The 14,104-nt window shown below is 66.4% G+C and carries 13 protein-coding genes; all 13 read left to right on the top strand.

Going from position 1 to position 14,104, the window contains the following annotated elements; genetic code table 11:
- Positions 1-30 precede the first annotated feature (30 nt).
- The 13 genes from rlmN to DIE23_RS24220 all read left to right on the top strand — a co-directional run bounded on the left by rlmN (position 31) and on the right by DIE23_RS24220 (position 14,067).
- Positions 31-1,170, top strand: a complete 1,140-nt coding sequence (gene rlmN, locus DIE23_RS24285) for a 23S rRNA (adenine(2503)-C(2))-methyltransferase RlmN (protein ID WP_014896906.1) — start codon at positions 31-33, stop codon at positions 1,168-1,170.
- Between the two features lie 204 nt (positions 1,171-1,374).
- On the top strand, positions 1,375-2,388 hold the full coding sequence (locus DIE23_RS24280; RefSeq protein ID WP_124614462.1) for a helix-turn-helix domain-containing protein: 1,014 nt from the start codon (positions 1,375-1,377) through the stop codon (positions 2,386-2,388).
- A 106-nt stretch (positions 2,389-2,494) separates the two neighbouring features.
- On the top strand, positions 2,495-3,799 hold the full coding sequence (gene ispG, locus DIE23_RS24275; RefSeq protein ID WP_124614461.1) for a flavodoxin-dependent (E)-4-hydroxy-3-methylbut-2-enyl-diphosphate synthase: 1,305 nt from the start codon (positions 2,495-2,497) through the stop codon (positions 3,797-3,799).
- A 21-nt stretch (positions 3,800-3,820) separates the two neighbouring features.
- On the top strand, positions 3,821-5,161 hold the full coding sequence (gene hisS, locus DIE23_RS24270; protein ID WP_124614460.1) for a histidine--tRNA ligase: 1,341 nt from the start codon (positions 3,821-3,823) through the stop codon (positions 5,159-5,161).
- Positions 5,162-5,216: 55 nt separating this feature from the next.
- Positions 5,217-5,846, top strand: coding sequence for a tetratricopeptide repeat protein (locus tag DIE23_RS24265; RefSeq protein ID WP_124614459.1), 630 nt, complete (start codon positions 5,217-5,219; stop codon positions 5,844-5,846).
- A 40-nt stretch (positions 5,847-5,886) separates the two neighbouring features.
- Entirely contained in the window at positions 5,887-7,032 is a 1,146-nt protein-coding gene (gene bamB / locus DIE23_RS24260) for an outer membrane protein assembly factor BamB (RefSeq protein WP_124614458.1), read from the top strand.
- Between the two features lie 246 nt (positions 7,033-7,278).
- A complete protein-coding gene (der, locus tag DIE23_RS24250) occupies positions 7,279-8,616 on the top strand; it encodes a ribosome biogenesis GTPase Der (RefSeq protein ID WP_044848985.1) in 1,338 nt (445 codons plus the stop codon).
- A 153-nt stretch (positions 8,617-8,769) separates the two neighbouring features.
- Positions 8,770-9,009: an RNA chaperone Hfq gene (gene hfq / locus DIE23_RS24245; protein ID WP_006399927.1), complete on the top strand. Its 240-nt coding sequence runs from the start codon at positions 8,770-8,772 to the stop codon at positions 9,007-9,009.
- A gap of 72 nt (positions 9,010-9,081) precedes the next feature.
- On the top strand, positions 9,082-10,257 hold the full coding sequence (gene hflX, locus DIE23_RS24240) for a GTPase HflX (protein ID WP_185646526.1): 1,176 nt from the start codon (positions 9,082-9,084) through the stop codon (positions 10,255-10,257).
- Between the two features lie 47 nt (positions 10,258-10,304).
- On the top strand, positions 10,305-11,663 hold the full coding sequence (gene hflK / locus DIE23_RS24235; protein ID WP_124614455.1) for an FtsH protease activity modulator HflK: 1,359 nt from the start codon (positions 10,305-10,307) through the stop codon (positions 11,661-11,663).
- A 15-nt stretch (positions 11,664-11,678) separates the two neighbouring features.
- Positions 11,679-12,578: a protease modulator HflC gene (gene hflC, locus DIE23_RS24230; RefSeq protein WP_124614454.1), complete on the top strand. Its 900-nt coding sequence runs from the start codon at positions 11,679-11,681 to the stop codon at positions 12,576-12,578.
- 36 nt (positions 12,579-12,614) lie between these two features.
- Positions 12,615-12,806 carry a DUF2065 domain-containing protein gene (locus DIE23_RS24225; protein WP_009687995.1) on the top strand — a complete coding sequence of 64 codons (192 nt, stop codon included), beginning with the start codon at positions 12,615-12,617 and terminating at the stop codon, positions 12,804-12,806.
- Between the two features lie 112 nt (positions 12,807-12,918).
- Complete coding sequence (locus tag DIE23_RS24220) at positions 12,919-14,067, top strand: ATP phosphoribosyltransferase regulatory subunit (protein WP_124614453.1); 1,149 nt, start codon at positions 12,919-12,921, stop codon at positions 14,065-14,067.
- Positions 14,068-14,104 lie beyond the last annotated feature (37 nt).

Here is a 14,104-nt window from a genome sequence, read left to right as displayed (position 1 = left end):
GATTCAGCGCACGCGGCAAGGCAGCACATCATGACGAGCGAAACTTCCGTCAATCTTCTCGACTTCGATGCCGAGGGTCTTGTCGCGTACTGCGGCAGCCTCGGCGAGAAGCCGTTCCGCGCCAAGCAGTTGCAGCGCTGGATCCACCAATACAACGCCGGCGATTTCGACGGCATGACTGATCTCGCGAAGTCCCTGAGAGAAAAGCTCAAGGGCCGTGCGTCGATCGTGATGCCCGATATCGTCAGCGATCACGTTTCCACCGACGGCACGCGCAAGTGGCTGATAGACGTCGGAAACGGCAATGCGGTCGAAACCGTCTTCATCCCGGAGGAGACGCGCGGCACGCTGTGCGTGTCGTCGCAGGCCGGGTGTGCGGTCAACTGCCGCTTCTGCTCGACGGGCAAGCAGGGCTTCTCCCGCAACCTGTCGACAGCCGAAATCATCGGCCAGCTCCGGATGGCCGAATTTGCACTGCGTGCGTCGCTTGGTCGCGCGCCCGGTCCGAACGGCAAGGCCGAACGGGTCGTCACCAACGTGGTGATGATGGGCATGGGCGAGCCGCTGCTGAACTACAGCGCGGTCGTGCCTGCGATGCGGCTGATGCTGGACGACAACGCGTACGGCCTGTCGCGCCGCCGCGTCACGTTGTCGACGTCGGGCGTGGTGCCGATGATGGACCGCCTCGGCGCCGAATTGCCGGTCGCGCTCGCCGTTTCGCTGCACGCGCCGAACGATGCGCTGCGCGACGAGCTGGTGCCGCTCAACAAGAAGCATCCGCTTCGCGAGCTGATGGCCGCGTGCCAGCGCTATCTGAAAGTCGCGCCGCGCGACTTCATTACTTTCGAGTATTGCATGCTCGACGGCGTCAACGACACCGAAGCGCATGCGCGCGAACTGCTGGCCGTCACGCGTGACGTGCCCTGCAAGTTCAATCTGATCCCGTTCAATCCGTTTCCGGAATCGGGCCTCATCCGCTCGAAGCCGGAGCAGATCAAGCGTTTTGCACAGGTCCTCATCGACGCGGGTGTCGTCACGACCGTGCGCAAGACGCGCGGCGACGACATCGACGCCGCATGCGGCCAGCTGGCCGGCGCCGTGAAGGACCGCACGCGCCTGGCGGAGCGAACGGGCGCAGCAGCAAAAATCATCGAAGTTCGGGCGGTTTGACGGGGACGCCTAGTCGGGGGCGCCCAGTCGGGGACGCCCGGTCGGGGCGGCCTGGCCGCGGATGCCCGAACTTTTTGGCGGTACAACACGCGAATAGCGATCGGTCGCGGCGCCTCGGCGCCGCGCATGGTATGGACAGTTGCGGGTGCCGGCCGGCAAGAGCCGGCGGCGCCCCAGTGAAGAAGAATCGACGCGAGGACAAGGATGAGTGAGCCGCAGCCGACAAACGGCGCAGAGACGAATGCCGCGAAGCCGGCACCGGCGGGGCTTGAAACGCTGTCAGCTGTCGGCAGCCGGCTGGCGCAGCTCCGGGAAGCGAAGGGCTGGACGGTCGACGACGTGTCGGCGCGGCTCAAGGTCGCTCCGCAGAAGCTGCGCGCGCTCGAGGCAGGCGACATCAGTCATTTGCCCGGCGTGACGTTCGCGCTCGGCGTCGTGCGCAGCTACGCGAAGATGCTCGGCGTCGATCCGGAACCGTTCGCGCAGGCATTGCGCCGCGAGCGCGGTGTGCCGGAAGTCGATCTGTCGATGCCCGCGTCGTCGGGGACGGATCTGCCGCGCGGCCGCGTGTCGATTCCGCTCGGTGGGTCGTCGGGCCATCATCCGTGGCTGTGGGGGACGGCGATCGTTGTCGTCGCGGTGATCGCGGTACTCATGTGGCACACTGGCGGCGATTCGTCGAGCTGGCTCGCGCGCTTCAAGGGCGGTAATACCGAACATGCGTCGGCGGCCAGCGCGCCGGCGGCGTCTTCCGTCGAAGAGGCCGCCGCGGGTGCCGCATCGACGGCAGCTGGCAACGACGCCCCGGCGCAGGTTGCGGCATCCGCCGTGGCGCCGCAGACCGTTGCGTCGGCTGCGCCGGCTCCGGCCCCGACAGCCGCCGCGCCTGTGTCGCAACCGCTCGCCGTGACGGCGGCGGCGAGCAGCGCGGCCGTGCCGGCCCAGCCCGCGAGCGTCGTGGTGGCGGCAGGCCAGTCGATGGTTGAAATGAAGGTCAAGCAGGATTGCTGGTTCAGCGTGCGCGACAAGAACGGCAAGGAGCTGTTCTCGGCGCTGGTGCGGGCCGGTGAGACGAAGCAGGTCGCCGGCGACGGGCCGTTCAAGGTCACGATCGGCAACAAGGCAGGTCTTGATACGGTCGCGTTCGACGGAAAACCTGTCGATCCGGCAAAATATTCGGCAGCGCGGGGTAACGTGGCGCGGTTCACGCTGCCCTGACGTCAAGCGCCGTGACGCGGGCCTGTCCTAGACAGGCTGCGAGGGCACGGCGCTTTTTCAATTCATGCGCCGCCTCGCGGCGCATTCCGCGTAAATGGATCTATCGATGCAATCCGAAGCTCAATCCCCACGCAGCAGTCAGATTTGTTCAACCGAGCCGGTGTTCGGCGGGCATCAGCCGCGTCGCGTGTCGCATGCGGTGGATGTTCGTTGGGGCGGGCAGCTCGTGACGATCGGCGGCGCTGCGCCGGTGCGCGTGCAGTCGATGACGAATACCGACACGGCCGACGCGATCGGCACGGCGATCCAGATCAAGGAACTCGCGAACGCGGGCTCGGAACTGGTGCGCATCACGGTCAACACGCCGGAGGCCGCGGCCGCCGTGCCGGCGATCCGCGAGCAGCTCGACCGGATGGGCGTGACCGTCCCGCTCGTCGGCGATTTCCACTACAACGGCCACCTGCTGCTGCGCGACTACCCGGGCTGCGCGGAGTCGCTGTCGAAGTACCGGATCAACCCGGGCAACGTCGGCCAGGGCGCGAAGCGCGACACGCAGTTCGCGCTGATGATCGAAGCGGCGGCCAAGTACGACAAGGCGGTGCGGATCGGCGTGAACTGGGGCAGCCTCGACCAGGACCTGCTCGCCCGCATGATGGATGAGAACGGCGCGCGTGCGCAACCGTGGGATGCGCAGAGCGTGATGTACGAAGCGCTGATCCAGTCGGCGATCGGCTCGGCCGAGCGCGCGGTCGAACTGGGTCTCGGCCGCGACCGCATCGTGCTGTCGTGCAAGGTGAGCGGCGTGCAGGACCTGATCGCCGTCTACCGCGAACTCGGCCGCCGCTGCGGCTTCGCGCTGCACCTCGGGCTGACCGAGGCCGGCATGGGCTCGAAGGGTATCGTCGCGTCGACGGCCGCGCTCGGCGTGCTGCTGCAGGAAGGGATCGGCGACACGATCCGCATTTCGCTGACGCCGGAACCGGGCGCGCCGCGCACGGGCGAAGTGATCGTCGGCCAGGAAATCCTGCAGACGATGGGCCTGCGCTCGTTCGCGCCGATGGTGATCGCGTGCCCGGGCTGCGGCCGCACGACGAGCACGCTGTTCCAGGAACTCGCGATGCAGATCCAGACCTACCTGCGCGAGCAGATGCCGGTCTGGCGCAAGGAATACCCGGGCGTCGAGAAGATGAACGTCGCGGTGATGGGCTGCATCGTCAACGGCCCGGGCGAGTCGAAGCACGCGAACATCGGCATCAGCCTACCGGGTTCGGGCGAGAACCCGGCCGCGCCCGTCTTCATCGACGGCGAGAAGGTCAAGACGCTGCGCGGCGAGCGGATCGCCGAGGAATTCCAGCAGATCGTCAGCGACTACGTCGCACGCAATTACGGCCGCACCGAGGCCCTGAATTAAATTCGTCCACACACACGAACGATGACTGAACAGAAACGCAAGATCGAGAAGCTCGCCGGCGTCAAGGGCATGAACGACATCCTCCCGCAGGATGCAGGCCTCTGGGAGTTCTTCGAAGCTACCGTGAAATCGCTGCTGCGCGCGTACGGCTACCAGAACATCCGCACGCCGATCGTCGAACACACGCAGCTCTTCACGCGCGGCATCGGCGAAGTCACGGACATCGTCGAGAAGGAGATGTACAGCTTCACCGACGCGCTGAACGGCGAAAACCTGACGATGCGCCCGGAGAACACCGCGGCGGTCGTGCGCGCGTCGATCGAGCACAACATGCTGTACGACGGCCCGAAGCGCCTGTGGTACATCGGCCCGATGTTCCGTCACGAGCGCCCGCAGCGCGGCCGTTACCGCCAGTTCCACCAGGTCGGCGTCGAGGCGCTCGGCTTCGCGGGCCCGGATGCGGATGCCGAGATCATCATGATGTGCCAGCGCCTGTGGGACGACCTCGGCCTGACCGGCATCAAGCTCGAGATCAACTCGCTCGGCCTCGCCGAAGAGCGTGCCGCGCACCGCGTCGAGCTGATCAAGTACCTCGAGCAGTTCGCGGACGTGCTGGACGAGGATGCGAAGCGTCGCCTGTATACGAACCCGCTGCGCGTGCTCGACACGAAGAACCCCGCGCTGCAGGAAATCGCGCAGAACGCGCCGAAGCTGATCGACTTCCTCGGCGACGAGTCGCGTACCCACTTCGAAGGGCTGCAGCGCCTGCTGCTCGCGAACAACATCCCGTTCAAGATCAACCCGCGTCTCGTGCGCGGCCTCGACTACTACAACCTGACCGTGTTCGAGTGGGTGACCGACAAGCTCGGCGCGCAGGGCACGGTCGCGGCCGGCGGCCGCTACGATCCGCTGATCGAGCAGCTCGGCGGCAAGCCGACGGCCGCATGCGGCTGGGCGATGGGTATCGAGCGCATTCTCGAGCTGCTGAAGGAAGAGGATCTCGCGCCCGAGCAGGAAGGTGTCGACGTGTACGTGGTGCACCAGGGCGAGACGGCGCGCGAACAGGCGTTCATCGCGGCCGAGCGTCTGCGCGATACGGGCCTCGACGTGATTTTCCACTGCAGCGCCGACGGCGCGCCGGCAAGCTTCAAGTCGCAGATGAAGCGGGCCGATGCGAGCGGTGCCGCATTCGCGGTGATCTTCGGCGAGGAAGAGGTCGCGAACGGCACGGTGGGCGTGAAGGCGCTGCGTGGTGCGGGCCAGGACGGGGAAAAGAACGTTCAGCAGACCGTACCGGTCGAAAGCTTGACCGAATTCCTAATCAATGCGATGGTTGCATCCGCCGAAGACGGCGACGACTGATCGCGCTGGCATTCGCTCGACAAGAAACGCCTGACAAGGAAGGAATCGCTCGCTGATGAGTTATCACGACGAACAAGAATCGATTGAAAGTCTCAAGGCGTGGTGGGCCCGCTGGGGCAACCTCACCACGTGGATCGTGCTCGCGGCGCTGGTCGTCGCGGCCGGTTTCAACGGCTGGAATTACTGGCAGCGCCGTCAGGCTGCCGAGGCTTCCGGGTTGTACGAGCAGGTGCAGAAGGCCGCCGCCGCGAACGACAAGGCGACGATGGCCCGCGCGGCCGCCGACATGGAAGACAAGTTCGGCAGCACGCCGTATGCGCAGATGACCGCGCTGTCGGCCGCGAAGACGTTGTATTCCGCCGGCGATGCCGCCGGCGCGAAGGCGCAGCTGCAATGGGCCGTCGATCACGCCAAGGACGACGAGTACAAGCAGATCGCGAAGCTGCGTCTCGCCGCGCTGCTGCTCGACGAGAAGGCGTACGACGCGGGCCTCGCGCTGCTGTCCGGCACGCCGGTCGATGCATTCAAGGGCCTCGTGGCCGATCGCCGTGGCGATCTGCTGGCGGCGCAAGGCAAGACCGACGATGCGCGCGCTGCGTACAAGCTCGCGCTCGACGGCCTGTCGCAGGACGACCAGTCCGCGCGTCAGCTCGTGCAGTTCAAGCTCGATGCGCTCGGCGGCTGATCCCGGCCCCCTCAACCTCTTAACTCTGCTTCGCTAACCGATGAATTTGCTGAAACGTTACGCTGTGCCCGTAGCCTGCGCGGCGGCTGTCCTGGCATTGGCGGCCTGCTCGTCGTCGAAGGACGCGCGCCGCGTGCCGACGCCGCTCACCGAGTTCAAGCCCGTCATGGACGTGCAACAGGTCTGGAAGGCGAGCGTCGGCAAGGGCGGGCGCTATCTGTTCTCGCCGGTGGCCGTGGGCGACGCTGTCTACGCGGCGGGCGAGAACGGTTCGGTCGAGAAGATCGACGCGAAGACGGGCCAGACGCTGTGGCGCGCGAAGGTCGGTTCGGACCTGTCGGCCGGGGTCGGCAGCGACGGCAACCTGACCGCGGTCGGCGCGTTGAAGGGCGGTGTGTTCGTGCTCGGCCCCGACGGCAAGCAGCTGTGGAAGACGAGCGTGCAGGGCGAGATCTTCTCGCCGCCGCTGGTCGGCAACGGCCTCGTGATCGTGCGCACGATCGACGGCCAGGTGATCGCGTTCAACGCGCAGACGGGCGAGCAGAAGTGGAACTACCGCAACCGCGCGGTGCCACTGAACCTGCGCGTGTCGGCCGGCATGACGTTCGCGGGCGATGCGGCCGTGCTGGCGGGCTTCCCCGGCGGCGGTCTCGTCGCGATCAACCTGCAGACGGGCGAGCCGTTCTGGCAGACGCCGGTGTCGTTCCCGAAGGGCGTGACCGAAGTGGAGCGCATCAACGACGTCAGCGGTCCGCCGACGCTCGTGGGCGCCGAAGCGTGTGCGGTCACGTTCCAGGGGCAGCTCGGCTGCTTCGACGCGAACTCGGGCCGTCCGCTGTGGGAAAAGGCGTTCTCGAGCCGCAGCGGTCTCGCGCAGGACGATTCGGTTGTCGCCGGCGGCGACGACTGGTCGGTCGTGACGGCCTACGACGCGGCGAGCGGCAACCAGCTCTGGCGCAACGACAAGCTGAAGAGCCGCGACGTCGGCGTGCCGTACCTGCTCGGTCATGCGGTCGTGATGGGCGACTACAACGGCTTCGTGCACTTTCTGTCGCGCGAGGACGGCAGCTTCATCGCCCGGATGAAGACCGACGGCAGCGCGATTACCGCGGCGCCGGTCCTGGCGGGCAATACGCTCGTCGTGCAGACGAAGGACGGCGGCCTGTACGGGTTCCGTCCGCGCTGACGCGCACGCAACATGCGCAATCGCGGCGCGGCGGGCCTGTCCCGCGCGCCACGGTTGCGCAACATGAAGGCGGCCGGTGTCCCCGGCCGCTCGGTATTTGAAAGGCAGTTCGAAACGAAAGACGACGGCGCGCACGCGCGCCCGGCGCGCGCATCCGGCGCGGCGCGAATTCGTGATATTTTCATTCAGCGCAGCCGCCCGCAGCAGCGGGCCTCCCGCTGCTGCGCATCACCGTAGAAAACACAGATGAAACCGGTCATTGCCCTCGTTGGGCGCCCCAATGTGGGGAAATCCACGCTGTTCAACCGGCTCACGCGCTCGCGCGATGCGCTGGTCGCCGACTTGCCGGGCCTGACGCGCGATCGCCATTACGGCGAAGGGCGGGTCGGCGCACGGCCGTACCTGGTCGTCGATACCGGCGGCTTCGAGCCCGTCGCGAAGGACGGCATCCTGCACGAGATGGCACGCCAGACGCGGCAGGCCGTCGAGGAAGCCGACGTCGTCGTGTTCATCGTCGACGGCCGTAACGGGCTCGCGCCGCAGGACAAGTCGATCGCCGACTACCTGCGCAAGACCGGCCGGCCGATCTTCCTGGTCGTCAACAAGGCCGAGGGGATGAAGTACACGGCGGTCGCGACGGACTTCTACGAGCTCGGGCTCGGCGATCCGCGCGCGATCTCGGCCGCGCACGGCGACGGCGTGACCGACATGATCAACGAGGCGCTGGAAGTCGCGTACGCGGGCCAGCCCGAGGAAGCGGACGAGGACGATCCGTCACGCGGCATCAAGATCGCGATCGTCGGCCGACCGAACGTCGGCAAGTCGACGCTCGTGAACGCGCTGATCGGCGAGGACCGCGTGATCGCGTTCGACATGCCGGGCACGACGCGCGACTCGATCTACGTCGACTTCGAACGTAACGGCAAGAAATATACGCTGATCGACACCGCGGGCCTGCGGCGCCGCGGCAAGGTGTTCGAGGCGATCGAGAAGTTCTCGGTCGTGAAGACGCTGCAGTCGATCTCGGACGCGAACGTCGTCATTCTTCTGCTGGATGCGCAGCAGGACATTTCCGACCAGGACGCGCACATCGCCGGTTTCGTCGTCGAACAGGGCCGCGCGCTCGTGATCGGCGTCAACAAATGGGATGGTCTCGACGACCACGCGCGCGATCGCGCGAAAGCGGATTTGACCCGCAAGCTGAAATTCCTCGACTTCGCGAAATCGCACTACATTTCGGCCGCGAAGAAGACGGGTATCGGTGCGCTGATGCGCTCGGTCGACGACGCGTACGCGGCGGCGATGGCGAAACTGCCGACGCCGAAGCTCACACGCGCGCTGATCGAGGCCGTCGAGTTCCAGCAGCCGCGTCGTCGCGGCCCGGTGCGTCCGAAGCTGCGCTACGCGCATCAGGGCGGCCAGAATCCGCCGCTGATCGTCATCCACGGAAACGCGCTCGACGCGGTGACGGAGACGTACAAGCGTTACCTCGAAAACCGATTCCGCGAAACTTTCTCACTGACCGGGACTCCATTGCGCATAGAGTTCCGTTCGTCGAACAACCCGTACGCGGACAAGGGCTGAGCACGTCTGCTACGCGCGTCCTGCAATGGATAGGCTGCATGGCCTACGCCCGGGCGGGGCAGGCAAAATCAGCTATAGTGTAGCGATTGGCGCCGGATCTCTTTTTCTTCGTCGCCAATCCAGATCAACCTGCAAAAAAAGATGGAGTACGCCATGAGCAACAAAGGGCAATTGTTACAAGACCCGTTTTTGAACGCACTGCGCAAAGAGCACGTTCCCGTTTCGATCTATCTCGTCAACGGCATCAAGCTGCAAGGGAACATTGAATCGTTCGACCAGTACGTCGTGTTGCTCCGTAATACGGTGACCCAGATGGTCTACAAGCACGCCATCTCGACGGTCGTGCCGGCGCGCCCGGTGAATTTCCACCCGGACGCGGAAGCTTCGTCCTAACCCATTGCAGCGGCCGGCATCCGGTCGCCGCGAGCGACCGATGCCAGCCGCCTTATCTTGACACCCGATAATTTGATCAACGCAGCGCTCGTCGGCATCGACTTCAGCAAGACCGATTTCGAGGCCAGTCTCGAAGAACTCAGTCTTCTTGCCTCCAGTGCGGGGGCTCGTCCCGCCGTCACCCTCACAGGTCGTCGCGCCAGTCCCGATGCCAAGATGTTCATCGGGAGCGGCAAAGCTGAAGAATTGCGGCTTGCCTGCGACGCGCACGACGTCGAAATCGTCATCTTCAACCATGCACTCGCACCGGCCCAGCAACGCAATCTGGAGCAGGCACTTAACAGGCGGGTAGTCGATCGCACGAGCCTCATCCTCGATATCTTTGCGCAGCGTGCCCGCAGCCATGAAGGCAAGCTGCAGGTGGAGCTCGCGCAGCTGCAGTACCTGTCGACCCGACTGATTCGCGCGTGGACCCACCTGGAGCGGCAAAAGGGCGGTATCGGCCTGCGCGGCCCCGGCGAAACCCAGCTCGAAACCGACCGCCGGCTGATCGGCGAGCGCATCAAGATGCTGAAGTCGCGGCTCGACCGGCTGCGTCGGCAGCACAGCACGCAGCGTCGCCAGCGCGCGCGCAGCGGCACGATGTCGGTGTCGCTCGTCGGCTATACGAACGCGGGCAAGTCGACGCTGTTCAATGCGCTGACGAAAGCGCAGGCCTATGCGGCCGACCAGCTGTTCGCCACGCTCGATACGACGTCGCGGCGCGTGTACCTCGGCGACGAGGCCGGTCAGATTGTCGTGTCCGATACGGTCGGGTTTATTCGCGAACTGCCTCACCAACTGGTTGCCGCGTTTCGCGCGACCCTCGAGGAAACGATCCACGCGGATCTGCTGCTGCACGTGGTTGACGCGTCGAGCGCGGTGCGGCTCGAACAGATCGAGCAGGTGAACGGCGTGCTGCACGAGATCGGCGCGGACACGATCCGGCAGGTGCTGGTATTCAACAAGATCGACGCCGTGCCCGAGCTGGCGGCCCGCGGCGACGCGGTCGAGCGGGACGAGTATGGTAATATTTCGCGCGTCTTTTTGAGCGCGCGCACCGGTCAGGGTCTTGACGCGTTGCGTGCCGCCATCGCCGAGATCGCCTCCGCGGAACACCTTTCCGGCGCGACGTTACCCAACGGCGCGCTCGACGGCGCACCCGCTGAACCACACGAAGACCACACGATTTCCGAACACGGGCGCTAACCGGTCCCGGCCGGCTCGCCGGCGTCTAATCTGGTGAACAAACTCTGGTGAACGAATACAACGAGCGGAGTACCTGGCGGCGGATGCGCGCCTTGCTGTCGATCAACGATCCCCGCTGGGGACGCGGCGAAGGCAAGGGCAACGACGGATCCCGTCCGCGTGCGAACGAATCGAAGCGTCCGCCCGGCGGCGACGGTGACGGTCCGCCTGATCTCGACGAGATGTGGCGCAACTTTAACCGGCGTCTGGGCGGCCTGTTCGGCGGCAAGGGCGGCAACGGCTTCCGGCCCGACAACGGCCGGGCCGCGCGTGTCGGCGTCGGCATCGTGATCGGCGTGCTGGTCGCGGTCTATGCGGGCAGCGGGCTGTTTGTCGTGCAGGACGGCCAGACGGGCATCGTGCTGCAGTTCGGCAAGCTGTCCGGCACGGTTGGCCAGGGCGTGCACTGGCGCGCGCCGTATCCGTTCGCGTCGCACGAGATCGTCGACACGTCGCAGGTCCGTTCGATCGAGATCGGCCGCAACAACGTCGTGCGTCTCGCGAACGTGAAGGAAGCGGCGATGCTGACGCGCGACGCCGACATCGTCGACGTGCGTTTCGTCGTCCAGTACCGGATCCGTTCGGCAACCGATTACCTGTTCCGCAGCGTCGATCCCGAGCGCAGCGTGTCGCAGGCCGCCCAGGCCGCGGTGCGTGCGATCGTCGGCACGCGCAGCGCGGCCGACATGCTGAACCAGGACCGCGATGCGCTGCGCGAGCAGTTGTCCGCCGCGATCCAGCGCGATCTCGATCGCTACCAGTCGGGGCTCGAGGTCACGGCCGTCACGATGCAGAGCGTCGCGGCGCCCGAGCAGACGCAGGCCGCGTACGCCGAGGTTGCGAAGGCGCGCGATGACCGCGAGGCCGCGAAGCGTGCCGCGCAGGCCTATGCGAACGACCTGCTGCCGAAGGCGCAGGGCGATGCCGCGAAACTCGTCGACGAAGCGAAGGCGTATGCCGATCGCGTGGTCACGGAAGCAGAAGGCGACGCGGACCGGTTCAAGCAGGTCTATGCGCAGTATTCGAAGGCGCCCGCGGTGATCCGTGAGCGGATGTACCTCGAGACGATGCAGGAAATCTATTCGAACGCGACGAAGGTGTTCGTCGGCAACAAGGGTGGCAACAGCGTCGTGTACCTGCCGCTCGACAAGCTCGTCGAGCAGGGGCGACAAAACGCCGCGAACGCCGCGAATGCCGCGACGCCTGCCGGCGCATCCGCGCCCGACACAGCGTCGGCCCCGGCCGCCGCCGCGGCAAGCGCACCCGCGAGCGCGGCTTCGGCCGCGGCGGCGCCCGCACCGGGCAGCGACGTGCTGCGATCGCGCGAAGCGTTCCGCAGCCGCTCGCGTGAAGACGATACGAAGTAACGGGGAGCGCAGAACATGAACCGAATCATTGCGCTCGTCGTCGCAATCGTGATCGTTGCCTTCGCGGCGTCGTCGACTGTCCTGACCGTCGACCCGCGCCATACGGCCGTGCTGTCGGGCCGCGACGGCGCGCAACCCGAACTCGCGGGCCCTGGCATCCATTTCAAGCTGCCGCCGCCGCTGCAGACGGCGACGCTGATCGATACGCGCCTGCAATCGCTCGAATCGTCGGATCCGCTGCAACTGGCGACGGAAGACAAGCACGACCTGCTCGTCGCGTATGCGGTCAAGTACCGGATCGGCGATCCGATGAAGTATTTCACGGCGACGGGCGGCGACCCGGCGGCGGCGAGCGAACGTCTGTCCGGCGCGCTGAAGAGCGCGCTTGGCGATGCGTTCGGCAAGCGTGCGCTCGACGATGCGCTCGGCGGGCAGCGCGACATTGCCCATGCGGCACGCGACGCGGTGCGCGCGAAGGCATCGGGCTTCGGCGTCGATGTGGTCGACGTGCAGTTGACGCGCGTCGACTTGCCGGCTGCACAGACGGATGCCGTCTATCAGCGGATGATTGCCGCGTTGCGCGACCAGGCCGCACATGTGCGTGCGGATGGCGCAGCCGATGTCGAGCAGATCAAGGCCGACGCGGAACGCGAACAGCAGGCGGTGCTCGCGAATGCGTACAAATCCGCGCAGACGATCAAGGGCGAGGGCGACGCGAAGGCCGCGTCGATCGCCGCCGATGCGTTCGGCCGCGATCCGCAGTTCTATCAGTTCTATGCGAGCCTGCAGGCTTACCGAAATACCTTCAAGCGCAACGACATCATCGTCGTCGACCCCGACAGCGAGTTTTTCCGTTTCATGCGCAGCCCGACGGGCGGTGCCGCACCGGCGGCATCCGCTCCCCGCAAACACTGACCTTGGGGCGCCGCGTCGAGCGGCGCCGTCGCTCGCATGGATCTGGCTGGCTCGTTGTTGCTCGCGGTAGCACTGATGCTGATCATCGAGGGGGCGTTCCCCTTCGTGTTTCCTGTCGCCTGGCGCGACACGTTTCGTAGAATAGCGGAGCGGCCGCCGCATCATATCCGGATCGGCGGACTCATCGTGATGGCGCTCGGGCTCGTCCTGCTGCTGCTCGCCACCTGACCGGAGACCTGATCCAGACGGCGCACCCGCCGTTCGTTCCGCCCGATTCCGATTTCCGATTCATCTCGCGGCGCGCGTGTCGCGCCCTGTTTCCCGTCGTAGGACCGTACCGATGTCGACCTGGTTACTTCCCGAGAATATCGCCGACGTACTGCCGTCGGAAGCGCGCAAGATCGAGGAGCTGCGCCGCAGGCTGCTCGACCGCTTCCGTTCGTACGGCTACGAAATGGTGATGCCACCGCTGCTCGAATACCTCGAGTCGCTGCTGACGAGCGGCGGCTCCGACCTGCGCCTGCGTACCTTCAAGCTGGTCGACCAGCTGTCGGGCCGCACGCTCGGCCTGCGCGCGGACATCACGCCGCAGGTCGCGCGCATCGACGCGCACCTGCTGAATCGCCAGGGCGTGACGCGCCTCTGCTATGCGGGCCATGTGATGCATACGCGTCCGCGCGGCCTGCACGCGACGCGCGAACAGATCCAGATCGGCGCCGAAATCTACGGGCATGCCGGGCTGGAAGCCGATCTCGAGATCCAGCAGCTGATGGTCGACGCGCTGCACCTCGCGGGGTTGTCGCGCATCCGTCTGGATCTGTGCCATGCCGGCGTGCTCGCGGCGCTGCTCGCACGCGACGCGCAGGCCGCCGAGCGTGGCGAGGCGCTGCACGACGCGCTGTCGGGCAAGGACGTGCCGCTGCTGAACGAACTCACCGACGATCTCGGCGCGGACACGCGCGCGGCGCTGCGTGCGCTGCCGCATCTGTACGGCGACGCGAGCGTGCTCGACGAGGCACGTGCGCGCCTGCCGGTGCTGCCCGAGATCACGCGTGCGCTCGACGATCTCGCGCAGCTCGCGGCCCAAGCGAAGGGCGTCGAGGTGGCGATCGATCTCGCCGACCTGCGCGGCTACGCGTACCACAGCGGCGCGATGTTTACGGCGTACATCGATGGTGTGCCGAACGCGATCGCGCGCGGCGGCCGTTACGATCACGTGGGCCAGGCCTACGGTCGGGCCCGCCCGGCGACGGGCTTCTCGCTCGACCTGCGCGAGCTCGCCCGGATTTCGCCGGTCGAGGCGCGCGGCACCGCGATTCTCGCGCCGTGGGCGCAGGACGACGCGCTGAGCGCGGCCGTTGCGGCGCTGCGCGATGCGGGCGAGGTCGTGATCCAGGCATTGCCGGGGCACGACCATGTGCTCGACGAGTTCGCCTGCGACCGTTCGCTCGTCGAGCGTAACGGCGCATGGGTGGTCGAACCCCGTTAAACAGGCGTTCGCGGGCCGTCGTTCGGCGTGCATATCG

The organism is Burkholderia sp. Bp9143 (genome assembly GCF_003853645.1).
Taxonomy (GTDB): Bacteria; Pseudomonadota; Gammaproteobacteria; order Burkholderiales; family Burkholderiaceae; genus Burkholderia.
Note: the sequence above shows the minus strand (reverse complement) of the source record. Positions and strands in the feature narration are given on the sequence as shown.

Coding starts and splice junctions, on each gene's coding strand:
- rlmN (WP_014896906.1), top strand. CDS start 31: ATGACGAGCGAAACTTCCGTCAATCTTCTCGACTTCGATGCCGAGGGT.
- DIE23_RS24280 (WP_124614462.1), top strand. CDS start 1,375: ATGAGTGAGCCGCAGCCGACAAACGGCGCAGAGACGAATGCCGCGAAG.
- ispG (WP_124614461.1), top strand. CDS start 2,495: ATGCAATCCGAAGCTCAATCCCCACGCAGCAGTCAGATTTGTTCAACC.
- hisS (WP_124614460.1), top strand. CDS start 3,821: ATGACTGAACAGAAACGCAAGATCGAGAAGCTCGCCGGCGTCAAGGGC.
- DIE23_RS24265 (WP_124614459.1), top strand. CDS start 5,217: ATGAGTTATCACGACGAACAAGAATCGATTGAAAGTCTCAAGGCGTGG.
- bamB (WP_124614458.1), top strand. CDS start 5,887: ATGAATTTGCTGAAACGTTACGCTGTGCCCGTAGCCTGCGCGGCGGCT.
- der (WP_044848985.1), top strand. CDS start 7,279: ATGAAACCGGTCATTGCCCTCGTTGGGCGCCCCAATGTGGGGAAATCC.
- hfq (WP_006399927.1), top strand. CDS start 8,770: ATGAGCAACAAAGGGCAATTGTTACAAGACCCGTTTTTGAACGCACTG.
- hflC (WP_124614454.1), top strand. CDS start 11,679: ATGAACCGAATCATTGCGCTCGTCGTCGCAATCGTGATCGTTGCCTTC.
- DIE23_RS24225 (WP_009687995.1), top strand. CDS start 12,615: ATGGATCTGGCTGGCTCGTTGTTGCTCGCGGTAGCACTGATGCTGATC.
- DIE23_RS24220 (WP_124614453.1), top strand. CDS start 12,919: ATGTCGACCTGGTTACTTCCCGAGAATATCGCCGACGTACTGCCGTCG.